Here is a 23909-nt window from a genome sequence, read left to right as displayed (position 1 = left end):
CGGCGAAGCCTTTCCGCTGATGGCACTGGCCAATTTGTGCCAGGCTCGGCAGGCGCGATATTGGCGGGTGCGGGACGGGTGTGCCCAGGACACCCCCAAAGGGGAGTAAATTGGGGCTTTGATAATGACAACGGCATAACTCAACGACTTTTTTGACGGTTTACGCCTTTTACAGCCAACCGCAATGATTTCCTACAGTTATTCAGGGGTTTCTTAACTTGCTTCAAAATCAATTTTGTCTGAATGCAGTGGGTCCTAAGCAGTTATGTAAGTATGGAACTGTATTGCTCAAGGTCTCGAAAAGCTATTTTTGAATGAATCAAAAAGAATTAGTTTGCCTGCGAGTGACATTTCGGGATTTTAGTCAAAAATACCCAAGTTCACCTCGCCCTGTCTCGGTGTGCGCATCGAGTTCGTTAAGGAGAATCTGACCTTCATCGGTGAGAATTCACCGATGGCGCTTATGGCTTGTTACCTAAAGTGCCGGTACGCTTACCATCAATGAGACAGCTAACATTGATGTCGCCCATTACATTGATGGCTGTGCGGCAGCGGTCTAGAAACCAGTCGACGGTGAGCAAAATGGGAATGAATTGTAGCGGCAAGCCGACGGCGTTGAAGACCATGGTCATGGTCACGAGTCCTGCTTCAGGAATGCCGGCTGCGCCGACCGATGCCATGACACTGGTCAGTACGACCAGAATTTGCTGTTGCAAGTCGAGTTGCATGCCGAGCATCTGCGCGATGAACAGCGCCGCCATGGCTTCGTATAGCGCCGTGCCGTCGTTATTAAAATTCGCACCCACCAAGGCTCCAAGGCTTGCGGACTTTTCACGAATGCCCACCTGGTCACGCAGACATCTAAAGGTCACCGGCATCGTGGCCGTGGAGCTTGCGGTGGAGAACGCCGTCACCAAAGCGTCACGGGTCCCTCGCAAGACCATGAGTGGCCGCACCCAGGAACCAAAACGGATACGGGTTAAGTAATAAATTGCTTGCAGGGTCAGTGCAATGATGACACTTGCGACGAATAGGCCTAGCGCCTTGAAGCCCCCGAATCCCTGTGTGCCGACGATGCTCGCTATGATGCCGAATACCGCGAGCGGCACGACAGCGATGATCCAATGCAGGACGCGGATCAAGGTCGTGAGCGCTAACTCGGCGAGATCTTCGGCCGTGCCGATTGCACGCTCACGTTGGCTGCGTAACGCGATACCGAAAGCCACTCCGATGAAGATGACACCTATCACTTTGCCATCGTCACCTAACGGGCCGAAAAGGCTCTTCGGTACATTGTCCAAAAACGTGACCAAGGGGTTGGGATTCGCGGATTTTTGCGAAATATCTGCATGTGTTGCGGGCACGACTAGGTCTGCGCCCACGCCAGGCTGGATAAGATTGGCGACGCTAAGACCAATAAAGATTGCGACCAGCGTGTTCAGAATCAATAAGCGTGCGAGCTTCAAACTATCGCGTCCACCGAATTCTGCTGTCATTAGCGTGTGGACGATGGCCGCAAGGATCAGGGGCGGTGCCAACGCGCCCAGCAGCCTTAAAATCAGTTTTCCCGGTAGTGCCAGCACCGCAGCATCCGATCCCCAAGCAACGCCTACAACGATGCCAAGTAACAATGCCAGCAATATTTGATAATACAGCGGCAACCGATACCAACCCGCGAATAATGTCAATGGCATGATGGCAGCACTGATGGGTGATGGTAGTGATCATAGGTGTTAATGCAATAGAAAAAAACCGTGCGGTAGGTAAATCTACGATGGATTCGCGCAGCAACCCACCAAAACGAAGCCACAGCCACTAGATTTATACCGGCGTGTTCTAGGCGAATTCCCTCATCGAGTTCTCCGGCATCGATCAAACAGTTGCCGTCCAAGCGTTCGCACATGTGTGCGAACGGGCCGTTGGCCACAAGCTGGCTACCTTTAATCATCCGAACGTTGGTTGCCATTGTTGTTGGTTGTATTGGCTGATAGATACTGCCCACTAGTTTTACCCCGATATGCAATTTGGTTGGAATTCACATAGTATGATATGTTTGTATAAGCCCTGAATTTATAGTTAACGGCTTTCCCGTTGCCTGTAATACAGCGTCCAACACTATCATATCCAGCATCCATTTTACCAATACTACATTTACAAATAAATATTGAAAACAATAGGACACTATTTCTACATAGGTATTATTGCCGCTGTTCACTGACAACTAATAGACGCTGATTGACAGCCGTTCATGTCAAAACCTTGGCCCAATAATTCGGAATCATCCAGTTTTTCCTGACATTGCCTTAGGGGGGCGAAAATGTCAAGCCTATATAAACCATTCTGATTTTATGAGATTTGTTGTAGACCAAGTGGAAATTACCTATTTAACCAATCATAAAAAACTAATCCCTGCCCTTGCACAATGGTTTTACCAAGAGTGGACTTACCTGTATCCAGAGCGGACGTTTGAAGATGTAGAGTAGCTTATTGGCGAAAAACGAACACAACAAAATTTCCCGTAGCATTAGTTGCCCTTGAAGTGGCATCAAACACCGCCATTTACCCTTGGTGTGTTGGAGCCATCTTTAACCTTATTGGTTAATGATTTTTTCGGGGTCGATTACGTAATCAGGAATCATTTAGTCTCAACCAAAAATCAAGTCGATTGTTCATGCCATTGGGTCGGGGCGGCTTAAGCAGCCGTTCTTAACCAACTGTGAACACGTTCGCCATATTGAGTCAAGAGGCACACCAGATGCATTCCGACTGTCCTAAGTTTGGAAACAAAATGGTATTCCGAACAGTCAGAAATGGTACTAAGGCTGGCAATAACTTCTGGGTTGTTTACAGTCCCCATAGTGTCGGACAGTCCAGAATACCCTATAATGCTGCCCCAAGATGGTTGTTTTCTAAATGACTATGCCTAAGTATTCGTTGATCTTGAAGGTTTTACTTGATGAGAAATAATAATGAGAAAAATAATCTTATTTTGCACAATACTTGAAATCACATACCTAACCCTTTCTTTTGTTCTCGCGCAGATTTATGGGCAATAGTCTTATAAGGGAGAGATTATACGGACAGGTCTAAGAGTAATTTCAATCGTATTCTATAGTTATTTATATCAAAAATATTTTTATAACGCCAATGATTCATTTAAAGCAAAGGAAATGTTATCGCCGCAATTTACAGCTGCCATCGTGTTATTTTTTCTTTTTGCAGTGGTCTACACCAATGCTGAAAATGAAACTCAAATGTGGTAACTCGTATTTGTAATCTCAGGTATTACGGCTGGTTTGAGGGAGGAATTGTTTTACCGGGGAATTGTACAGCAATCCTTGTAAAGGTAATACGATTACAAAATTGCCTTATCGGTCGCAACCCTAGTATTTATGGTTTCGCACATCCAGTATATTTATTATGGTCAGACTGGAGGACTAATGCTTATAACATTAGCAGGCATAATATTCGGCTGTATATTTATTTATACAGGCAGTGTTATTTTTACTGCCCTTATACATGGCTTATATGATGCCATATTGTCAGTTAATATTGTTCCATTTAGCTTTAGCAATAGTGTTGTATTACCCATCTCATTTTTAATCATGCTGGCGTTCCTGATTATAACTAACAAGAAACTCTATAGCGCACGACAAGTGGATAAGGCTGACGGTAACAATCGAAGCTTAAGGTAATAATTAAACACGAAAGGACATGTTCCGAACTCTCCTGTTAATTGAATAGCTATCGATCCGGCCCGATTATGTTTGAAACCGTTCGGGCTGAACTTGCTGCAGCCCTTTGGCTTTTCGACAGGCTCAAGGCAAACGGGACCAATACTTCATAGGCCGGAATCAATATATCACCCAGCTGGAGGCGCCGAATTTTTCCAGGCAGGCAGTTGTTGAAGATTGTGGTGCCAGCGTTGTATCTCTGTATAAGGTGCCATGGGATATTGGGCGAGTTCTGCCAAATCCAAGAACGACCCGACAGAAAAATCAGTCAGTGTCACTGAGTCACCGACCAGCCACTCGCGACCTTTAAGATGTTGCTCAAGAACCTGTGCAAAACGGTGAAAACGCTCTTCGCCCTTGGCTATTTCTTGTAAATCAGCTTCAGCCGACATAAATAATTTCTTGACGACCCGTTCAAAAATAAACACGGAACAAGCGCTGCCAAAGTGCCCAACTTGCCAAAACTGCCAACGGCTAATGTCAGCCTGTACGCGAGGATTAGCGGGCCATAATAAGTTGTTCGGCACTTTGGAACACAAATATTGCATGATGGCATTCGACTCCCACAGGACAAAATCGCCATCAACCAGTGTGGGTATCATGTGATTGGGGTTCAACTTGAGAAAATCCGGTTGCATTTGATCGCCCTTGCTTAAGTCCACCACTTCCAGTTCGCAATCCAGGTTCAAATGATGGAGAACAGCGACAACACGCCGAGAATTGGGCGATATTGGGAAATAATACAGTTTCATGTTAACCTCCGATTTGATGTGATCAGATTTGTCACTTGCATAATGCAAGTGTTGTAATATTTACATATCAACTTGCATTATGCAAGTATATTATTTCATTTTTCTTACCGCGAAGAAAGTATTTATGTTTTTCTGCGCTGTGAAGACGTGGTGGCTAGGGTACAATCCATCCAAACATTCTCCATTACTCTTACCATGAACGCCAACACCCCTAACTACCGCTCGGAATGCGCTTTATCAACGGCTTTAGATGTCATCGGCGATAAATGGAGCCTGTTAGTGGTGCGTGATATGTGTATGGATAAGACTCGATACGGTGATTTTCTATCCTCGCCAGAAGGCATTCCGACTAATATTCTCGCCAACCGGCTGCGCCATTTAGAGGAAAGTGGGATCGTGGAAAAAAAGCCATACCAGCTTAAACCCTTACGTTATGAATATTACTTGACAACTAAGGGCGCCAATCTGCTTCCTGTGATACAGCAGCTAGCAATCTGGGCACATCGACATATCCCTGAATGCGGCGCCCCACCCAACTGGTTTTTAAACACCAAGCCTGAGGATCTGGTAAAAAATCATTCAGGTGCAAGGTAAAAGGTTAAAGGCACAAAACAACAGACTTTTGCATTGAGCCTGAGCTTTTCGGACAATTAAACCTCATTCTTAACCCTGTAAATACATTAGTATTGATTGTTTTTGCCATACCATCGATAATCTTTCATTAACAAAACAGCCAGATACTGGTAAATTGAACACCGCCACTTAATCACTGGGCTGTGTCAACCCAACAATGAGGAGATCATGCATGTCTAACAATTTATTAGAATCATTAAAAGAACACCTTTCGGGTGATGTAGTCTCAAATCTCGCTACACTCATTGGGGAATCCCCGAAAAATATCGAGTCCGCATTGCATACCGCACTGCCTTCGTTACTTGCCGAACTGGTCGATCAAAGCCCTGACGCAAAAAGCATTGGCAATCTTTTCAATCTGCTGGTTGAAGGCAACCACGACGGCGGTGTACTCAGCAATCTTGGCGCTTTATCGCGTAGCGGTGAAGACACCACCAAGTTAATCTCCGAGGGAGGTAAACTATTGACATCACTCTTTGGCAATAAGGCCGCCAGTATTGCTGATTTGGTCGCAAACGCCAGCGGCATCAGTAAAGACTCATCAACTTCTCTGCTCGGTTTTATTATGCCTCTCGTCCTGGGTTTGGTTGGCAGAAACCTTAAAATTGAAAATAGTGAAAATACTGACGGATTGGCAGGGCTTTTGAGTGACCAAAGCGGTTATTTAAAGAACTCCGTTCCTGCAGATCTTACTTATCAGTTAGCGGGAGAACCTCTCGAAATTGCTGTTCGTAAAGCGGACGATAACATTGCCGAAACTTCCACGGGTACGGCTAAAAAAACCTTATCGTCTGCCAAAAACATGGCTGAAGATATTGGCGAATCAGCCAGTCAATTTGGCTCACATATCGTTGAAGAAGGCAAAGAATTTGTCCACAGTGCAGCGGATGACTTCGAGGAAGGCGGGGGCGGAAGCAGAAATTTTCTTCCATGGGTACTCATGGCAGCGGCGCTTGCATTGGTTTGGGGGCTACTCAAAAGTTGTAGTGTCCCTTCCGAAACGACTCCTGAGCCCACAACATCATCGACAACTGCACCAGAGGCAACCGCAGCACCGACAATTCCGCCGCCAGCAGAACCAGTTGTCTCAGCGCCACCCGTTCAACCAATACCACCTGCGCCCAGCACACCTGAGCCAGCCAAAGTTGAAGCTCTGGTCGTGGATAAAGCTGTCGATAAAGCCAATGATTTATTTGAAAATAAATTAGTTGGTTTTATTGAAAGCAATGAGGCGATCAACAAGGATTTATGGCACACCATGGATAGAATCACTTTCGATACCAACGAAGCAACCATCAAAGAGGAATCGAATGGGCAAATTAATAATATCGCCGAAATTCTGAAAGCCTATCCAAAGGTTAAAATAAAAATCGGAGGTTACACAGATAATACCGGTAATGCCAAAGCGAATATTAAACTCTCAAATAACCGCGCTGATGCCTTTAAAAAAGCCTTAGTTAGCCACGGCATAGACGTTGGCCGTCTCGATGTAGAAGGATATGGCAGCGAGCACCCGGTAGCCAGTAACGACACCACAGAAGGACGGCAAAAAAACCGCCGTATTGATATACGGGTCACTGAAAAATAAACTGCGGGGAACGTAATCGGCTGAATGCGATACAAAAAATATCCCACAGCAGTGCCGTATTTTTTATAATGTGAAGGATTAATAACACTAATAACTATAACCCGTATGAAAATCTTACCCTATAAAAATAATCTCTTGGTTTCTACCTTAATAAGCACAGTCATTGCCCTTTCGTTAGCGGGCTGTTCCGATGACGACAAGCCCAAAGAAGAAAAAGCGGCCGTCGTTGAGGAACAAACGGCCAAAGCGGATGACAACACCTTCGACCATCCGCATGGCCCTGAGGTCACCGACCTGCAAAAACACAAGTTTGAACATGATTTTGCCACGCAATGCATCGATAGGGAACTGAATAACTCCGCAAACTCAACTACCGATGCAGGACGCATCACTAAATCCTGTGAGTGTATTGCGGCCTACATGATGAAAGATTTAACCGCCCAAGAAGCGGAAAAATTTATTGGCGAGAATGAACATCCTCAGTCATTACGGATCAAATTCGAAGCTGCCGCCTATGAATGCCTACAGGAAAAAGCACAACCTGCAGGCCCTAAATTGTTTGGCAGGCAGCAATAATTGCTTGGCAGTTATTCCGATAGTCCATATCACCTTGCTAACCTGTTCCACAGACCGAAATGACATTTTTTTCAGCCAGATCTTTGAGAATTTGCAATCCTCCGGTAATGATAAGGTCTGGATTGGGGTGATGGGATTCTTGTGCAACCTGATTTAAACAATCTTCCGTTATGATTTGGACATGTTCCAGGACAACCTCCAGCAATCTATAAGTCATCGGATTAATTTCAATAAATTTGACTTCATCGTCCTGGTCGCGGTAGGCGATAAGGCAGGTAGGCTGGCCTGGAGGTTCTAGTGGTAGGTACTCAGGCGAAATAAGTTGGACGGGGAATTGGTAAACTAACGGCCACGCCAAAGGTGATAGTTTTACGGTATGTTTTAGTAAAGATTCCGAGGGTTGTTGATTAGGCTTTATGTCTTCTTTGGCGATGGATAAGGCCATCTCGACCCATTCGTAGTGCGCCAGTTCCAGCAAAAAAGGGTAATCGGAGGGGTTAGCCCGCTCATTTTCCAGGTAATCGAGGAATTCTTCAGCGATTTCAGAGAAATAAGGCGTTTTGCTTCTGTGTTTGGAAAAAAAATCTTGCGTCAGTTCAAACCACTGACGGTCGTCCAATATTTTCCTGATGACAGGAAAATTTCCGGCCAGAAACCCTTCGATATTGTTAAAAATTAATTCCCGGTACATCGCCATACGTTCTGTTTTAACGTCGGCTGGTGCGGGATTTATTGCCGGATCCCGAATGTAACGGGTGAATTCCAGTTGTTTGGTTTTAAAATCAACGGACATAGGAAAAACTCTATAAATTCAAAGAACTCATTGTCCCTGTGGGCATAATCTATGCACACAAGTTATAGTAGCCGTCATTCCGGCAGGGATTGGCGGCGAGGATTCCATATCCTCTTCCGCACTTCCTCCATCCATGGGGGTCGCCGGAATCCAGAACACAGGGATGTGAAAGCAGCCTCAAAAGGACTCCATGCAACTAAAAAATAATTGGCAAACCCAAGAATTACCATCGATGGCTTCTGGATCTCGGCAATCCCTGCCGAGATGACGCGTTATGTAAATACCTATACCCACTTTTTAGAGGTTTCCTTATATCAAGCCGTCTTTCTTTCATGCTGCACTCGCCAGTCGTTCTGTATGGTCTTGATGGTATTAACCTCTTTCAACAGTCCCGCTAGCGGTGGGATATCAAAGTCGCGCTCCAATAGGGTCGGGAACACCCCAAACAGCTCGTACGCTTTACCCAACAACTTCCAGACTGGATCGATAACGTCCGCGCCATGCGTATCAACGAGGAGATCATCGGCCTCAACATAATGTCCGGCAATATGGGCGTATGCAATCCGATGGGCGGGTATGGCTTTCAGGAACGCTTCGGCATCATAGCCATGATTGACGCTATTCACGTAAATGTTATTGGCGTCCAACAACACGTCACAATCGGCTTCGTTGACTACCGCGTTGAAAAAATCGATCTCGTCCATCTCCTGACCGGGAGCGGCATAATAGGAAACGTTTTCGATGGCGATTCGTTGTTCCAGAATATCCTGTACGCGCTTGATCCGTGCAGCCACATGGCTTATGGCTTCCTCAGTAAACGGGATAGGCATCAGGTCATACAAGTGCCCGTCCTTGCTGCAATAGCTCAGATGTTCGCTGTAGAGCTTGATGCGGTGCTCCGACAGAAACTGCTTGATATCACCCAGGAATTTTTCGTCCAGCGGATCGGTGCTACCGAGCGATAAGGACAAACCATGACAGACGAAATCAAAACGTTCCGTCATCGCACGGAATTGCCGACCAGATTTTCCGCCTATGGTAATCCAGTTTTCTGGAGCTACCTCGTAAAAATCGACATCATCAGGGGGTGACTCAACGATTTGGTTCAATATTGGCCGACGCAGACCCAAACCGGCATCACGCACTAAATAGGGAATTGTGCCCATAAGAACACCTTATTAGTTTAAAACAGGAGGGCATTATAGCTGTCCTCCGCTATCTAACGTATAGACGGCCACCATTGCGCAACATCAATGTAGGTCGGGTTAGTGCAACGTAGCCCGACCTACATAATGCTTTATTGCTTTATTAATAATCCACAACGGTGGTCGTGTGTTGAATAGCGACTAAGGCTTATTTTGCTGGCGCAGGAGCCGCAGGCTTCTTGTTTGCGCCGCAAGCACTATCCTTGCCCTTCATCATTTCAGTACAGCCTTTCATGCCTTCGCCGCAGCCCTTCATCTTATCGCCGCAAGCGCCTTCTGTCGTTTTTGCTGCTTCGCAATTCTTCATGCCTTCGGCACATGCAGCACCGCATTTGCCTTCTGCTGGCTTATCTTTAGCCATACCGCAAGCGCCTTCTTTACCTTTCATCATGGCACCACAGACTTTTTCCATGCCTGCTTTCATTTTGCCGTCTTTCATCATCGCGCCGCATTTGCCTTCGCCACAGGCGCCTTCGACTTTCTTAGTCGCCGCTGCCGCTTTGTTTCCTGCACAAGCGCCTTCAGCAGCTTTTGGCTTAGCCATATCTCCCATACCCATAGATGCGCCGCATTTCATTTCGGCAAGCTGCATATAACCTGAAGACAGTTCCGTCATTGCAAAAGGATTGGCTTCAGCATTGGCGGGAGTTGGAGCAAATGTTGAAATAAGGGCCGCGCCCATTGCCGCTGCTAAAGGTGTTTTATACATTTTCTTCATCGTATTATCTCCAGGGTTATTGTTATATAAAGCATCGGTACCTTAACATACCGATTACGGGTTACCGTATCCTCTCAGAACTGAACAAGGAATGAATAACCCTAATTAAGGTGTGTACATCTACCTAAACTATACAGAACTATCAAGTTTCTTTCCAGCAATGATTAGCTTGCCGAACTAATTGCCGCTTTGTCATCGTATTCACATAGATCAGCGATAACGCACTGACCGCACTTTGGCTTTCTTGCAACACAAGTATACCGCCCGTGCAAAATTAGTAAATGATGGGTATCTTTCTTATGATTTTTCGGCACCCATTTGTCCAGCTTGCGTTCCACTTCCAGCACATTTTTTCCAGGGGCAATCCGCGTACGGTTAGATACCCGGAATATATGGGTGTCCACCGCAATCGTATGTTGCCCAAAAGCCGTGTTCAAAATCACATTAGCAGTTTTTCTGCCTACACCTGCCAGTGCTTCAAGTGCCTCCCTCGTTTCTGGCACTAGCCCATGATGTTTATCCAGTAACTGACGGCAAAGAGTGATGATATTGCTCGCTTTTGCATTAAATAAGCCGATGGTTTTAATGTAATTTTTCAGGCCGTCCAGACCTAATGCCAAAATAGCTTCTGGCGTGTTGGCGACAGGGAACAGTTTTGCCGTCGCCTTGTTAACGCCTTTGTCCGTCGCTTGCGCTGAAAGCACCACGGCGATCAAGAGTTCAAACGGCGTGGAATAATTAAGTTCGGTGGTCGGTTCGGGGATGGTTTCGGCTAGGCGGTCAAAGATTGCCTGTCTTTTTTGTTGATTCATCCTGTGTAAGATTAAACGGAAGACCTATCATCACCGCTAGCCAAGCGCATTTTCAACAAGGCTTCTTTCTGTTTCCTTACCTTTTCCGCTTTTTCCAATGCCTCGTTATCTTTACGGCGATTTCGAGCCTCATAACGGCACATCGCCGTTAATTTTTGCGCTATTTTTTGCTCAGGAGAAAGCTGGATGGTCAGTGGTTCCATGATAATGCAATCCACCGGACACGGCGCAACGCATAACTCGCAACCCGTACACTCCGCAGCGATCACGGTATGCATCAATTTCGCCGCGCCCAAAATGGCATCGACCGGACACGCGGCGATACACTTAACGCAGCCAATACAGTCTTCTTCAACAATAACCGCAACCTGCTTGGGTTTATGGTCGCCAAACTCAGGATGCAAAGGCTTAGCCGCTAATCCCAACAACTTAGCCAGTTCCAAGATACCCTCGTCACCTCCCGGTGGACATTGGTTGATGTCCGCACGGCCTAATGCAATTGCCTCCGCATAAGGCTTACAACCTTTATAACCACATTGACCGCATTGGGTTTGGGGGAGGATGGCGTTGATTTTGTCGATTGAGATCATGCTTTTATTATATAGGATTAAGCATAATTCCTCGATTCTGGATAGATAAGGTGTCGCTACCGCGACGATTGTTTTGAATGCCAGTTCCCGCACTGGCAGGCGAGTTTCTTTTCTTTGCGCGGCCAAAGAAAAGAAACCAAAAGAAAGGCCGCTCGGATGCCGCTTGCTTCCTGCGTTCCTCAGTTTTGACGGGGGTTGCCGGAAGGGACTTCCTGTCCCTCCGGCAACGTGCGGCATCCCTGCCGCACCCCTAACGGGCTATTCCCGCCAAAACTTCCGGTACTCGGCGCGGCATACGGGAGATGGCGGGTGATTATAGGTTGGGGTGAACTTGTGAACCCCAACAAATATAATGATCGCTGTCATGTTGGGGTTCGTTCCTCCCCCCAACCTACCGAGCTATCTTACGAGTTCATATCATTGAATGCAGGCCATACGCGAAATGCCTTAAGCTGTATATCAATTAACGTTCCCATATCATTAAGCCCCTCTGCTTCAGCTTCTTCATCTTCAATCCATTTGCTACCGACATAGCTTGCTTCGGTCTCTGAACGTATCTCCCACTTCCATCCTTTAAGACTACCCGCTTTCTCACTTCCCCATGGTTTATTAAAATTGCCAGTAACCTCGTTGACTACTAGTAGATCAACATCATCTCGGTGCACTTCTGTATCAGATGCGATTGAATTAAACAGACCATTTTCACCAAACACAATCAAATCCCAGTCTGATTCACCAGTGGCAGTGCCATTAGCCCTTGATCCAAAAAGCCATATTTCTTTGACAGCAATATGCCGATGACTTAACTTGGACAAATAATTTAAAACATCATCTGTTAACATTGTTGCCATCCTATTTAAAACGGCCTTATAAACCAACGGACTTCAACGAGTACCATCGCTGATTTTTAGATTGACAATTTTCATATTTCTTTATCCCCCTTTCGCCAAATATCGTATTCTTTCGTTCCACTTCCATAAAATCCATAACGATACTTGTCTTGGTGGACCCCAAATTTTCCCATACCATTATCAGCAGGGTTTTTGCTCAGATAATCTAAAATCTGTTTGTTTTGTATAAAGCTGCTCTCGCTCTGAGCTTTACGTTTTTTAATCTGTACGTTGCAAATCTGGACTTTTTTAGTTTGAACTTCTGTAGAAATTTTCTGTAATTTTGTAAATAGTGTTTTATCGAAAATAGCCGCATCGGCGTTTGAATTAGTACGAATGTACTGGTAATACGTGAAGCGACTCATATTATTAAGGATTTTCTTTAAATCCTGTTTACCCTTGCTTTTATCTCTTTTAACCAGATACAGACCATCCTCAAGCGTTATAATCATTACACCATAAAACGCAATATAATCAATTATCTGCTTAACATTTACATTTCTAGTATTTAACAAGTTAAGCCACCTCGCCGCATGGTCAAAGTTGTTATTCTTGTAACGGTAGATAACTAGGCTCGTTATATAAAACTGAATGTCTTTTTCAGTTTGATTTTTCATAATAATCCCCTTTTTTGGTTGCTTGATAATTGAAAGCTCTTTGGGGTGAAGTACGAACCCCAACAATTTAAATGCCCAATGTCATGTTGGGGTTCACAAGTTCACCTTAACCTACAATTGCCACCCTTTCCCGTTATGCCGCGCCGAGCATCGAAGCATTTATTGGGATTAGCCCGTTAGGGGTGCGGCAGGGATGCCGCACGTTGTCAAAGGGACAGGGAAGTCCCTTTTGACAACCCTCGGTAAATGCGAGAAGCGCAGGAAGCAAGCGGCATCCGGGTCGCCTTTTCTTTGGATACTTTCTTTTGGCGAAGCAAAAGAAAGTATCTCGTCCGTGGGTACGAGAACCCACATTAAAATAACCCGCGTAGCGACAACCTTACTCCCACGACAAATCCAGCTTCCTATGCCGAGCCATGCAATCGCGCAAATACAGGTTAATCAAACTCTGATATGGGATACCTGTTTCCTCGGACATCGATTTGAAATATTCAACGACATCATCGCCCATTCGTATGGTGACTTGCTTTTTCAACTGTGCTGCGAACGGATTTTTCCGGCTTTTCATTTTTGATAAATCGTATTCTGCTTTCATGGTTTACCCTTTGGTGTAATGCTGCATTTCTTTCTTGGTGGCATGCCTTGCTGAAATTATCCGTATTATCTGGTTGTTTTCCTTGACACAATGGCATACAAGAAGCATACGGAGATTTGAACTTAGCCCGAGCATTAAAAAACGTTCTTCTTGATTTGATGAATGCTTGCTGTCAAAAAACTGTATTGCTTCTGAATCGTAAAATACGGATTTGGCTTCTTCAAAAGAAATGCCGTGCTTCTTTTGATTAGATTCGTTTTTTACCTCATCCCATTCAAACTTTATCATACTTACAATGTATTTACAGACTTCGAGATTGTCAAGGGATTCATTCCCCTCTATAACGCGCCTAGCATCGTAGCCATGAGTAGGTTATACCAATCCCAATAAGTTGCTATATGAATCCCCTCATCCTGGCCTTCTCCCTCTGGAGAAGGTTTCAATGAGAACTTATTGTGATTGGTATTACTTAACCCGCATCCCCGCAACCGCACCTTCATCGGGGCTTAACACAAAAATATCCTTCCCCCCCGGCCCTGCCGCCAACACCATACCTTCTGAGGTGCCAAATCGCATTTTTCTGGGCGCTAAGTTTGCCAACACAAGGGTTAACCGCCCTTCCAGTTCTTCTGGCTGATAAGCCGATTTGATGCCAGCAAACACGATGCGGGTTTCATCGCCGATATCGACGGTTAGTTTCAATAATTTGTCAGCTTCCGGCACAGACTCCGCCTTGACGATCTTGGCGATGCGCAAATCCAGTTTGGCGAAATCGTCGATTTGGATGGTGTCGGCTATCGGTTCAAATTGTTTGGCTTTGGGCTTATCGACGGTTTTTTCCAGGTTTTCTTTGGAGGCTTCGATGATTGCCGTTATCTTGTCGGCTTCAACCCGCGTCATCAGCGGTTTGAATTCATTGATGGTGTGGCCTTTTAATGGCTGCATTCCGGCAACCCAATTTTGGTTTTCAATCGCCAAAAACTGTTCGGCTTCCTTAACCAAGGCGGGCAACACGGGTTTGAGATAAGCGGTTAGCACACGGAACAGGTTGAGTCCCATTGAACACACCTCATGTAACTCCTGGTCTTTGTCTTCTTCTTTAGCGATCAGCCAGGGCTTTTTCTCGTCGATGTACTGGTTGGCCTTGTCTGCCAAGGCCATGATTTCGCGCATGGCTTTGGCGAATTCCCGCGTTTCGTATAATTCGGCAATGCCTTCGTTCGCATTAATAAAATCAGCAAACAATGCCGGTTCTGAGCAGTTTTCCGATAAGCGGTTTGCAAAGCGTTTGCTGATAAAGCCACTACAACGGCTGGCAATATTGACGACTTTGCCGACTACATCGGAGTTTACCCGTTGGCTAAAATCATCAAAATTAAGGTCGATATCATCAACGCCAGCGCTGAGTTTGGCAGCAAAGTAATAGCGCAGGTATTCCGGGTTAAGATGATCCAGGTAAGTCCTGGCTTTGATGAAAGTGCCACGGGATTTGGACATCTTTTCGCCATTCACGGTCAAAAAGCCATGCGCGAAAATCGCGCTGGGTGTCCTGAACTGCGCCCCGCTCAACATGGCCGGCCAGAACAGCGCGTGAAAATAGATAATGTCTTTGCCGATAAAATGGTACAGCTCGGTATTGCTGCCTTTGCGCCAGAACTCATCAAAATCCAGCCCCCGTTTATCGCAAAGGTTTTTGAAGCTCGCCATGTAGCCAATCGGCGCATCCAGCCAGACATAAAAATATTTGCCCGGCGCATCGGGTATTTCAAAACCGAAATACGGCGCGTCGCGGGAAATATCCCATTGTTTCAAGCCACCGTCCAGCCACTCTGCCAGTTTATTACTTATTTCGGGCTGTAAATGCCCGGCAGTGGTCCAGTCACGCAGCATGTCGTTGAAGTTTTCCAGATTGAAAAAGTAATGGACGGAATCTTTTGGAACGGGTTTTGCGCCTGAAATAGCCGACACGGCATTTTTTAGCTCGGTAGGGGAATATGTCGAGCCGCACACTTCGCAGCCGTCACCGTATTGCTCCAGCGCACCGCATTTAGGGCAGTCACCTTTGATAAAGCGGTCAGACAAGAACATCTTCTTGACCGGATCGTAACCCTGGGTAATGCTGCGCGAGTTGATATGCCCGGCATCCCGTAGCCGTTCGTAGATTAATGTGGAAAACACTTTATTTTCTTCGGAATGCGTGCTGTGGTAGTTGTCGAAAGCCACGTCAAATTCGGCGAAATCGGCCAGATGTTCCTTGCCCACTTGAGCGATGAGTTGCTCGGGGGAAATACCCTCATTATCTGCTTTAAGCATGATCGGCGTACCGTGCGTGTCGTCGGCACACACGTAATAACACAGGTTGCCGCGTTGCTTCTGGAAACGCACCCAAATATCGGTTTGTATGTATTCGACTAAATGGCCGATATGGATCGGGCCGTTGGCGTAAGGTAAGGCACTGGTAACCAGGATTTTTCTATTGAACATGGGACTTGCAAACAGGTCAAAAACAAAAGGGCATTATGTCATAAACAGTGGCTTCTTGGGATATTGGGAAGCTGTACGGCATGGGTTGTTGATTTGCTGTAAAATGCTGCCAATAAGGCGGAATTTACAAACTTGACCACTAAATGCCGCTAGTTATGCGGATTGGTTCCTGCTCCCTGAGGGAGAAGGTTAGGATGAGGGAAATTAAAAAAAATTGTTCTATTATTATCCCCCTCACCCCGACCCTCTCCATCAGGGAGAGGGGGCTTAAAGCATAAGACAACAACATTTGAGCATAACCCCAGGACTCCAACCCAATGACCGACCTCGTTAAAGCCGACATAGAAAACGCCCTCAAAACCGTTATTGACCCAAATCACGGACTCGACCTAGTGTCCGCAAAATCCGTTAAATCAATTACCATCGAAAACAACGCCGTCACCGTCAAACTGGAACTGGGTTATCCAGCAAAAAGCTTTCACGAGGAATTGAAAACGGTTGTGGAAAAGCAACTGAAAACCCTTACAGGTATAGCCTCAATTACCGTTGAAGTCTCAACAAAAATCATTTCACACGCCGTACAGCAAGCCCTCAAACCCCAACCTAACGTCAAAAATATTATTGCGGTCGCTTCGGGCAAAGGCGGGGTTGGCAAATCCACCACCGCCGTCAATCTGGCTTTGGCATTAGCCGCAGAAGGCGCTAATGTTGGCATTCTGGATGCCGATATTTACGGCCCCAGCATCCCCACCATGCTGGGCCTGTCCGGTTATCCCGAAAGCAGGGACAACAAGACCATGCTGCCCAAGATTGCCTATAACATCCAAACCATGTCAATCGGCTATCTGGTAGACGCAGGCCAAGCCATGATCTGGCGCGGCCCGATGGTCACCAACGCCTTACAGCAATTGCTCAGGGACACCAATTGGGACAATGTCGATTACTTGATCGTTGACCTGCCGCCCGGCACCGGCGACATCCAATTGACCTTATCGCAGCAGATACCCGTCAGCGGCGCGATTATCGTCACCACGCCGCAAGACATCGCCCTGATTGATGCCCAGCGCGGTTTGGGTATGTTCCAAAAAGTGAATGTCCCCGTGCTGGGCATCGTTGAAAATATGAGTATGCACATTTGCAGCCAGTGCGGCCATAGCGAACCCATCTTTGGGGCAGGCGGCGGCGTTGTGATGGCTGAAACCAATCATGTCGATTTTCTGGGTGCATTGCCCCTGGATATCAACATCCGAATGCAAGCCGATTCCGGTCAACCGACTGTTGCCGCTGATCCAGACAGCCCAGCCGCGCAGATGTACAAAGCCATTGCCCGTAAAGCGACGGCAAAATTGGCGTTGAAGGCGAAGGATTTTAGTACACGGTTTCCGAATATTGTTATACAAAATACTTGATTAATGCGTGATTGACATGTTCAAAACAGGTTTGGTACTGCTCGATCCCCAATGCAACGAAGATCCAAATTTTAGGGTTCCCGTTTTTACCCCAGCACGCTAAGCACTGACTAACATGTCACTATTACTATCGTGTAAGAATATCAAGTTGTAGAAGTAGATTAAAGAAAAAGCGCTAACATGCTCATAAAACCCCTCCTAATCACCGCCCTTGAAACCGCTCTCAACCGTTATCTGGCGCTGGGTAACAATAAAGAAGATTTGTTTATCCCGCTAAAAGGCAAAATCATCGCGCTCACTATCCAGCCTTTTAACGAAACCTTCTATCTTTGCCCGACAGGCGATTCTATCCAGATTATCGGCCAAACAACATCACAACCCGACACAACCATCAGCGGTTCGGTGTGGGCATTGGGATTAATGGGCATCAGCGCCAAGCCGATGCGCTCGGTTTTCTCAGGCGATATTAAAATCGAAGGCGACATCCAAACCGGAAAGAAATTTCAGGAGTTATTCAAAAAACTGGATATTGATCTTGAAGGATTGCTTGCCCAATACGCAGGGGCTGACCTGGCAAGCCGAATCAGCCAGTTCTTCCGCTCCGGGCAAGACTGGGGCAAAGAAACTATCGAAACTTTTAAACTCAACACCGCCGAATTTCTTCAGGAAGAAATCCGACATTTGCCCGCCAAACCTGAAATTGACATTTATTACCAACAAATCGATGAGCTACGGAACGCATATGACCGGCTTAACAGCCGTGTTGAACGCTTGATAAATTCCATTACAGCAAAATCAGAATAAAGGCCGTCCGTGTTTTACCCCAGAATTATTTTTCGCCTCATCCATATCAACTGGGTACTCGTCTCCCACGGCCTGGATGAAATCGTATTTAAAACCCATCTGTTCCGCCCGGTACGCTATTTTGCGGTGTTTTCCCCTAGCTATTGGCTCAAGCCCAAAACCGAACCCCGGGCTGTGCGAATCAGAAAGGCCTTGGAAGAACTTGGCCCCATCTATGTAAAATTCGGTCAAGCCTTATCGACACGGAAAGACTTGCTGCCCGAAGATATTGCCGATGAACTGGTCAAGCTACAGGACAGGGTTCCCCCTTTCGCCAACGAAACTGCCCAAAAAATTATCGAAAGCGAATTGGGCATGCCCATTTCAAAAGTCTTTGCCAAGTTTGACCCGGAACCCTTGGCATCCGCCTCGGTCGCCCAAGTACATGCCGCCGAATTGCATAACGGCGCACAAGTGGTCGTCAAAGTACTAAGGCCCAATATTGAAGAAGGGATTCAATCCGATATTGGGCTGCTGTACGAACTGGCACGGATTGCCGAAAAATTTTGGGCGGATGCCAGACGGTTGCGGCCTATGGAAGTGGTTGCCGAATTTGAACGTAGCACACTGGATGAACTCGACCTACTTAGGGAGGCCGCAAACGCCGCCAAATTACGCCGTAACTTCGAACATTCGGACATCCTTTATGTCCCTGAAATCCATTGGGATTTTACTCGGCGCAAAGTCATGGTGATGGAACGGATTCATGGCATACCCATCGGTGAAATCGACCGTTTAAAAGATGAAGAGGCAGATTTCAAATTATTGGCTGAACGCGGGGTCGAGATATTTTTTACCCAGGTGTTCAGGGACAACTTTTTCCACGCCGACATGCACCCAGGGAATATCTTTGTTGAGCTGCCGGCAAAATATATCGCTGTCGATTTCGGTATCGTCGGCTCGCTCTCGTTGACCGACCAGCATTATCTTGCAGAAAATTTCCTGGCCTTCTTCAACCGCGATTACCGGAAAGTCGCCCAAATGCACGTCGAATCCGGTTGGGTACACAGCTCAACCCGGATTGAAGAATTTGAATCGGCTATCCGCAGTGTTTGTGAACCTATTTTTGAAAAGCCCCTGAAAGATATTTCATTCGGGCAATTATTGCTGCGCCTGTTTCAAACGGCCCGTCGTTTCGACATGCACGTACAACCGCAACTGGTATTGTTACAAAAGACCTTGCTCAACATCGAAGGTTTGGGAAGGGAGCTTTATCCCGATTTGGACTTGTGGCAAACAGCCAAGCCCTTCCTGGAAAAATGGTTCAAGGAGCGCATGGGGCCTAAAGCCAAAATCACTAAGTTACTTAAGCAATTTCCAGAAGTCGCCGAACATTTCCCGGAAATCCCCACCCTGCTGTTTAAAACCCTGGACAATGCCGCCAACGCCCAGAAACGCGCAGAAAACCAGCAACGCGAATTGGCGCTGCTACGCGAACAGATGGAGACACAGCACCGCAATACCCTGTGGTCGATTTACATCGGAGCTATTTTGATTAGTTTGGCGGTTTTGTTGCGATAGAGGTAGTGGCCGACAATCATGCCTAGTCTATTAGCGGGCGGGGCAAAACCAATCGAATCGGCCTTATTGTTGTCCTGCTCAACCACGCATTTTGCCGGATTTTTTTAAGTAACGAACGCTCAAATAGGCAAGGGTCAAAAGGGGTATGATGATGAATAAAAGGCGGTTGCGTAATGCCGTATCGTAGCCAGTCAGTTCAGGGTATTTGTAAAACAGCAGCAAAACAATGCCTAATAACCAGACGTACAGGGTAGTGAGTTCCTTGAGCAAATAACGCCGCCAATTAAATTGCATACCGCTAAAAGTTTCTCGTAATCCGCGCAAAATGGGAAGCCAGCGGTGGATGCGTTGGCAATAGCCATCAAACTCTGCGCCGAATTTACCACGTAAAAAATGCTCTTCCGCCAGGACGATAGACTGATAAATAAATAAGAAAGCCGGAATGAACAGCAATAGATATAACCATGAATTTGCGAGTATACCGACCCCTAGCAACATTAGAATATTGCCGACATACAAAGGATTACGACAATGATTAAATAAGCCTTCCGTTACCAGCCGCGAAGCATAAACTTGCTTGTTGCGGCCACCCCGCTCGATATAGGCCAAACCAATCGTCGCACCACGCAGCGCTTGACCGGCAATCGTGATGCCTAAACCCAATAGCAGTAACCGATGGCGATGCTCAGGCGCTAACAGCGGCGACGGAATGAATAAGGCCAAGTACAGGGGAATGAATACCCAGTTACGGTATTTGAAGAAGAAATTGCCGATTTGGACCATTGTGAGTGAGTTAATTCTTGTGAGCGATCAAACCAGAGAAGTTATACCATTTGAAAAATACTTCGCAATGGGCGAAACCCGTGTCCCGCAATAATGCTATATTTTCGCTAAGCTTGTAAGGGATGAGGACATTTTCCAAGGCTTCACGTTTCTGCGCAATCTCTAATTCACTGTAGTGATTACGGCGCTTGTAGTTATAATAATGTTTAATAAAGTCGCGGTTGAACGCACTGTTTTCCGTCAATATTTTTTCCACGAGGATGAGCACACCGCCGCTGCATAACCCATCGCAAATGCTTTTGAGCAATTTTTCCCGATAAATAGGGCGAACGAATTGCAACGTCAGGCATAACACCACAACCGACGCATTGCTAATTTCAACACTACTGCTTAAATCAGCGACGCGCAGCTCAAAAGGGCGGTTGAAACCGGCTTCTTCAAGCTTGCTACGGCATTTGGCCAGCATTTCCGACGAATCGTCGATACCAATGAAACGAATGGTCTTGGCTACCGTGGTGTTCATGCCGATGAGGGTCGTGCCGGTAGCACAGCCCAAATCGTACACGTCGGTACCTGCTTGGGCGTAATCGGCGGCTTGTTCCGCCATCATGCGCTGAATTTCGCCGTAGTAAGGCACCGAACGGTTGACCATGTCGTCGAATACGTTGGCCACTGTCGCACTGAACTTGAAATCCGCCGCTTTGTTGATTTTTTCTTTAAAGACTTGATCTTTCTTGGTCATGAATATGAGTTAGAATCACCAGGGTCAGGCTTATTTGATTTATGGCTTTACGACAGGTTGGAGTAGGATAAATAGCCTATAACACGGTATGGAAAGAAGTTTTGTGATATTTTCTGTTACCGCGTCCCATCAGGGGCTATTATAAAGAAAATGTACGATTTAAAGCCAGCAGAAATACGGTTAACTTTGCATGCATGGAACCCTGATTCTAGCGCACGGCAAAAAACTACATCCATCTTCCATTTAATTCTACTGTAACGCCTGTTAATATGTATTGCAACAGGCTTGATTTGCATTAATTATTAAAACACTAATGAGGAAAGACCATGGTATCACTTGAACCCCCTGTCTGCGATTTTGGCGCGAAAGCGCCTGATTTCAAACTGCTTGGCGTTGACGGAAAAATCTGGACTTTACAGGAATGTATGGGCAGGAACGGATTATTGGTCATGTTTATTTGTAATCACTGTCCTTATGTCAAGGCCGTCCATGCCCGTATCCTAAGGGATGCCCACGACCTGAAAGGCTGTGGCATTGAATCCGTTGCCATCATGTCCAATGATACGGTCAACTACCCGGACGATTCGTATGAGAATATGCAGAAAATCGCCGAGGAATATAACTATCCCTTCCCTTATCTGATTGATGAAACACAAGAGATAGCTAAAGCCTACGGAGCCGTCTGTACGCCGGATTTCTTCGGGTATAACACAGATTTTGAATTGCAATACCGTGGTCGCCTGGATGCCAGCCGTAAAGACACCGCACCCGATGACACCCGGCGTGATTTATATGAAGCCATGAAACGGGTGGCAAATACCGGTCATGGCCCCGCAGAACAGCTTTCCAGCATAGGCTGCTCCATCAAATGGAAGCAGGATCAAACTGGCGAAACATTATAACCACACAAAACCGAGAGAAAGAAATATGTCGATTAAACGAATGGTTGACCTGGATTTGGCCGGAAAGCGGGTATTAATCCGCCAGGATCTGAATGTACCCATTAAAAATGGCAAAGTCACCAGCGATATACGTATTCAAGCCAGTGTACCGACCATTGAAAAAGCCTTGGCGGCAGGAGCGGCGGTTATGCTGCTGTCCCATCTGGGACGCCCTGTTGAGGGCCAATATGACGAAGGGTCTTCGTTAAAACCGGTCGCTGAACGCCTCTCAAGCTTATTGGGTAAACCCGTTCGGCTCGAACGCAACTGGTTGGACGGCATCGCTGTCGATCCGGGTGAAATCGTGTTATGCGAAAACGTACGTTTTAATGCAGGCGAAGAAAAAAACAGCGACGATTTAGGCAAAAAAATAGCCGCTTTGTGTGACGTGTTCGTGATGGATGCTTTTGGCACGGCACACCGGGCGCAGGCATCAACACATAGCGTCGCAAAGTTTGCCCCGGTCGTGTGCGCGGGCCCCTTACTGGCCAGCGAACTCGATGCTTTAGGCAAGGCATTGGAAACACCCGCCAAACCTCTTGTTGCGATTGTCGGCGGTTCCAAGGTCAGCACCAAATTGACTGTCCTCAAATCATTGTCTGAAAAGGTCAATCAACTCATCGTCGGCGGCGGCATTGCCAATACGTTTATTGCTGCAATGGGGTTTCCTGTAGGAAAATCGCTTTACGAACCCGATTTAATCGAAGAAGCCAAGCAACTTATAGCGGCCGCAAAAAGCGCAGGTTCAGATATCCCTATCCCTACCGATGTTGTTTGTGCAAAAGAGTTCTCGGACAGTGCGGTGGCAACCGTCAAAAAAGTGGCTGACGTTGAAGGAGATGACCTGATTCTTGACATAGGCCCGGATACAGCTAAGCGCTATGCCGAAATCCTGAAATCTGCCGGTACGATAGTCTGGAACGGCCCAGTAGGCGTTTTTGAAATAGACCAATTCGGCAACGGCACAAAATCACTGGCTACTGCCATTGCCGAAAGCCCTGCATTTTCAATAGCGGGCGGAGGAGACACACTGGCGGCAATAGACAAGTATGAAATTAACGATAAGGTGTCTTATACCTCGACAGGAGGCGGGGCATTCCTGGAATTTCTTGAAGGCAAGGAACTGCCTGCTGTTGCCATATTAAAATCAAGAGGTTGATAATATAAACCGTAATTTATCCGCAAAAAATGTAACTGTTCACCACAGGCGAAAGGTACAAAACGGCAGGCTTGACCTTATACCTTCGTGTCCTCTATAGCGAATAAATCCGTTGCATTGAAATACGCTGAATAGTTACCCTAAATCAAAATATTATTATTTTAATTTAAAGTTTAAACTAACAACTTATTGTTTTTTATTTGATTTAATGATACACCTATTAAAATAGAACCAACTGTCTTTCAGTGTGGTCTGATGAAACATAACTACAAAGGAGCTAAAATGGCTAGAGTCACTATAGAAGATTGTTTAGAACATGTAGAAAACCGCTTTAAACTGGTTTTACTGGCAGGCACCAGGGCACGCCAGCTCAGCCATGGAGCCACAGAGTTTGTGCCGCGCAACAATGATAAGGATACCGTACTCGCCCTGCGTGAGATAGCAGAAGGCCATGTCACCACAGAGAACATAAACCAGCTGCACCGCACCGTTGAAGTGCATGAGCAGAACCTGATGTTTTGAAT

At 46.4% G+C, this 23909-nt stretch carries 26 protein-coding genes; 11 read left to right on the top strand and 15 right to left on the bottom strand.

Annotation, left to right across the window (positions count from 1 at the left end):
* Positions 1 to 461 precede the first annotated feature (461 nt).
* Positions 462 to 1694 carry a dicarboxylate/amino acid:cation symporter gene (locus tag ACLQ6D_RS16705; RefSeq protein WP_411728437.1) on the bottom strand — a complete coding sequence of 411 codons (1233 nt, stop codon included), beginning with the start codon at positions 1692 to 1694 and terminating at the stop codon, positions 462 to 464.
* Positions 1685 to 1966 carry a hypothetical protein gene (locus ACLQ6D_RS16700; protein ID WP_411728436.1) on the bottom strand — a complete coding sequence of 94 codons (282 nt, stop codon included), beginning with the start codon at positions 1964 to 1966 and terminating at the stop codon, positions 1685 to 1687. The genes ACLQ6D_RS16705 and ACLQ6D_RS16700 overlap by 10 nt, the downstream gene beginning before the upstream one ends.
* A gap of 1396 nt (positions 1967 to 3362) precedes the next feature.
* Between ACLQ6D_RS16700 and ACLQ6D_RS16695 the strand changes: the two genes are divergently transcribed.
* Entirely contained in the window at positions 3363 to 3695 is a 333-nt protein-coding gene (locus tag ACLQ6D_RS16695; RefSeq protein WP_411728442.1) for a type II CAAX prenyl endopeptidase Rce1 family protein, read from the top strand.
* Between the two features lie 167 nt (positions 3696 to 3862).
* Here the strand turns inward: ACLQ6D_RS16695 and ACLQ6D_RS16690 are convergent, their stop codons facing one another.
* Complete coding sequence (locus tag ACLQ6D_RS16690; RefSeq protein ID WP_411728435.1) at positions 3863 to 4486, bottom strand: glutathione S-transferase family protein; 624 nt, start codon at positions 4484 to 4486, stop codon at positions 3863 to 3865.
* Between the two features lie 72 nt (positions 4487 to 4558).
* On the opposite strand from ACLQ6D_RS16690, the gene ACLQ6D_RS16685 reads away from it, so the two are divergent.
* The 3 genes from ACLQ6D_RS16685 to ACLQ6D_RS16675 all read left to right on the top strand — a co-directional run bounded on the left by ACLQ6D_RS16685 (position 4559) and on the right by ACLQ6D_RS16675 (position 7283).
* Positions 4559 to 5080 carry a winged helix-turn-helix transcriptional regulator gene (locus ACLQ6D_RS16685; RefSeq protein ID WP_411728434.1) on the top strand — a complete coding sequence of 174 codons (522 nt, stop codon included), beginning with the start codon at positions 4559 to 4561 and terminating at the stop codon, positions 5078 to 5080.
* Between the two features lie 211 nt (positions 5081 to 5291).
* Entirely contained in the window at positions 5292 to 6707 is a 1416-nt protein-coding gene (locus ACLQ6D_RS16680; protein ID WP_411728433.1) for an OmpA family protein, read from the top strand.
* A gap of 105 nt (positions 6708 to 6812) precedes the next feature.
* Positions 6813 to 7283 carry a hypothetical protein gene (locus ACLQ6D_RS16675; RefSeq protein ID WP_411728432.1) on the top strand — a complete coding sequence of 157 codons (471 nt, stop codon included), beginning with the start codon at positions 6813 to 6815 and terminating at the stop codon, positions 7281 to 7283.
* 37 nt (positions 7284 to 7320) lie between these two features.
* Here ACLQ6D_RS16675 and ACLQ6D_RS16670 read toward each other — a convergent pair whose 3' ends face one another.
* From ACLQ6D_RS16670 to ACLQ6D_RS16650, 5 genes are all read right to left on the bottom strand, one after another.
* Positions 7321 to 8076: a DUF2063 domain-containing protein gene (locus tag ACLQ6D_RS16670; RefSeq protein WP_411728431.1), complete on the bottom strand. Its 756-nt coding sequence runs from the start codon at positions 8074 to 8076 to the stop codon at positions 7321 to 7323.
* Between the two features lie 314 nt (positions 8077 to 8390).
* Positions 8391 to 9242, bottom strand: coding sequence for a DUF692 domain-containing protein (locus ACLQ6D_RS16665; protein ID WP_411728430.1), 852 nt, complete (start codon positions 9240 to 9242; stop codon positions 8391 to 8393).
* A gap of 187 nt (positions 9243 to 9429) precedes the next feature.
* Positions 9430 to 9999, bottom strand: coding sequence for a hypothetical protein (locus ACLQ6D_RS16660; protein ID WP_411728429.1), 570 nt, complete (start codon positions 9997 to 9999; stop codon positions 9430 to 9432).
* 164 nt (positions 10000 to 10163) lie between these two features.
* Positions 10164 to 10811 (bottom strand): endonuclease III, encoded by a 648-nt coding sequence (nth, locus tag ACLQ6D_RS16655; protein ID WP_411728428.1) that lies wholly within the window; start codon positions 10809 to 10811, stop codon positions 10164 to 10166.
* 11 nt (positions 10812 to 10822) lie between these two features.
* The gene (locus ACLQ6D_RS16650; RefSeq protein WP_411728427.1) at positions 10823 to 11401 is read right to left on the bottom strand and encodes an RnfABCDGE type electron transport complex subunit B; all 579 of its coding nucleotides are present in this window, start codon (positions 11399 to 11401) and stop codon (positions 10823 to 10825) included.
* 77 nt (positions 11402 to 11478) lie between these two features.
* On the opposite strand from ACLQ6D_RS16650, the gene ACLQ6D_RS16645 reads away from it, so the two are divergent.
* Positions 11479 to 11655 carry a hypothetical protein gene (locus tag ACLQ6D_RS16645; protein WP_411728426.1) on the top strand — a complete coding sequence of 59 codons (177 nt, stop codon included), beginning with the start codon at positions 11479 to 11481 and terminating at the stop codon, positions 11653 to 11655.
* A gap of 150 nt (positions 11656 to 11805) precedes the next feature.
* On the opposite strand, the gene ACLQ6D_RS16640 is transcribed toward ACLQ6D_RS16645, so the two are convergent.
* The 5 genes from ACLQ6D_RS16640 to metG all read right to left on the bottom strand — a co-directional run bounded on the left by ACLQ6D_RS16640 (position 11806) and on the right by metG (position 15987).
* The gene (locus ACLQ6D_RS16640; protein WP_411728425.1) at positions 11806 to 12243 is read right to left on the bottom strand and encodes a nucleotidyltransferase family protein; all 438 of its coding nucleotides are present in this window, start codon (positions 12241 to 12243) and stop codon (positions 11806 to 11808) included.
* 80 nt (positions 12244 to 12323) lie between these two features.
* A complete protein-coding gene (locus tag ACLQ6D_RS16635) occupies positions 12324 to 12908 on the bottom strand; it encodes a hypothetical protein (RefSeq protein WP_411728424.1) in 585 nt (194 codons plus the stop codon).
* Between the two features lie 379 nt (positions 12909 to 13287).
* On the bottom strand, positions 13288 to 13503 hold the full coding sequence (locus ACLQ6D_RS16630; RefSeq protein ID WP_411728423.1) for a BrnA antitoxin family protein: 216 nt from the start codon (positions 13501 to 13503) through the stop codon (positions 13288 to 13290).
* Positions 13504 to 13506: 3 nt separating this feature from the next.
* A complete protein-coding gene (locus ACLQ6D_RS16625; protein WP_411728422.1) occupies positions 13507 to 13791 on the bottom strand; it encodes a BrnT family toxin in 285 nt (94 codons plus the stop codon).
* A 177-nt stretch (positions 13792 to 13968) separates the two neighbouring features.
* Positions 13969 to 15987 (bottom strand): methionine--tRNA ligase, encoded by a 2019-nt coding sequence (metG, locus tag ACLQ6D_RS16620; RefSeq protein ID WP_411728421.1) that lies wholly within the window; start codon positions 15985 to 15987, stop codon positions 13969 to 13971.
* Positions 15988 to 16304: 317 nt separating this feature from the next.
* On the opposite strand from metG, the gene apbC reads away from it, so the two are divergent.
* From apbC to ubiB, 3 genes are all read left to right on the top strand, one after another.
* Positions 16305 to 17396, top strand: a complete 1092-nt coding sequence (apbC, locus tag ACLQ6D_RS16615; protein ID WP_411728420.1) for an iron-sulfur cluster carrier protein ApbC — start codon at positions 16305 to 16307, stop codon at positions 17394 to 17396.
* A 180-nt stretch (positions 17397 to 17576) separates the two neighbouring features.
* Positions 17577 to 18200, top strand: coding sequence for an SCP2 domain-containing protein (locus ACLQ6D_RS16610; protein WP_411728419.1), 624 nt, complete (start codon positions 17577 to 17579; stop codon positions 18198 to 18200).
* 9 nt (positions 18201 to 18209) lie between these two features.
* Positions 18210 to 19760 carry a ubiquinone biosynthesis regulatory protein kinase UbiB gene (gene ubiB, locus ACLQ6D_RS16605; protein WP_411728418.1) on the top strand — a complete coding sequence of 517 codons (1551 nt, stop codon included), beginning with the start codon at positions 18210 to 18212 and terminating at the stop codon, positions 19758 to 19760.
* Positions 19761 to 19838: 78 nt separating this feature from the next.
* On the opposite strand, the gene ACLQ6D_RS16600 is transcribed toward ubiB, so the two are convergent.
* Positions 19839 to 20543, bottom strand: a complete 705-nt coding sequence (locus ACLQ6D_RS16600) for a methyltransferase family protein (protein ID WP_411728417.1) — start codon at positions 20541 to 20543, stop codon at positions 19839 to 19841.
* A 10-nt stretch (positions 20544 to 20553) separates the two neighbouring features.
* On the bottom strand, positions 20554 to 21285 hold the full coding sequence (gene cmoA / locus ACLQ6D_RS16595) for a carboxy-S-adenosyl-L-methionine synthase CmoA (protein WP_411728416.1): 732 nt from the start codon (positions 21283 to 21285) through the stop codon (positions 20554 to 20556).
* A gap of 326 nt (positions 21286 to 21611) precedes the next feature.
* Here cmoA and ACLQ6D_RS16590 point away from each other — a divergent pair, with 326 nt between their 5' ends.
* The 3 genes from ACLQ6D_RS16590 (at position 21612) to rpoZ (ending at position 23907) form a co-directional block, all read left to right on the top strand.
* Positions 21612 to 22187 (top strand): thioredoxin family protein, encoded by a 576-nt coding sequence (locus tag ACLQ6D_RS16590; RefSeq protein ID WP_411728415.1) that lies wholly within the window; start codon positions 21612 to 21614, stop codon positions 22185 to 22187.
* Between the two features lie 25 nt (positions 22188 to 22212).
* Positions 22213 to 23385, top strand: coding sequence for a phosphoglycerate kinase (locus ACLQ6D_RS16585; RefSeq protein WP_411728414.1), 1173 nt, complete (start codon positions 22213 to 22215; stop codon positions 23383 to 23385).
* 282 nt (positions 23386 to 23667) lie between these two features.
* Positions 23668 to 23907, top strand: coding sequence for a DNA-directed RNA polymerase subunit omega (gene rpoZ, locus ACLQ6D_RS16580; protein WP_411728413.1), 240 nt, complete (start codon positions 23668 to 23670; stop codon positions 23905 to 23907).
* The last annotated feature ends 2 nt before the right edge of the window (positions 23908 to 23909 follow it).

Origin of the sequence: Methyloglobulus sp., from assembly GCF_046714055.1 — a bacterium.
Taxonomy (GTDB): Bacteria; Pseudomonadota; Gammaproteobacteria; order Methylococcales; family Methylomonadaceae; genus Methyloglobulus.
This window is presented reverse-complemented; position numbering and strand designations above follow the sequence as displayed.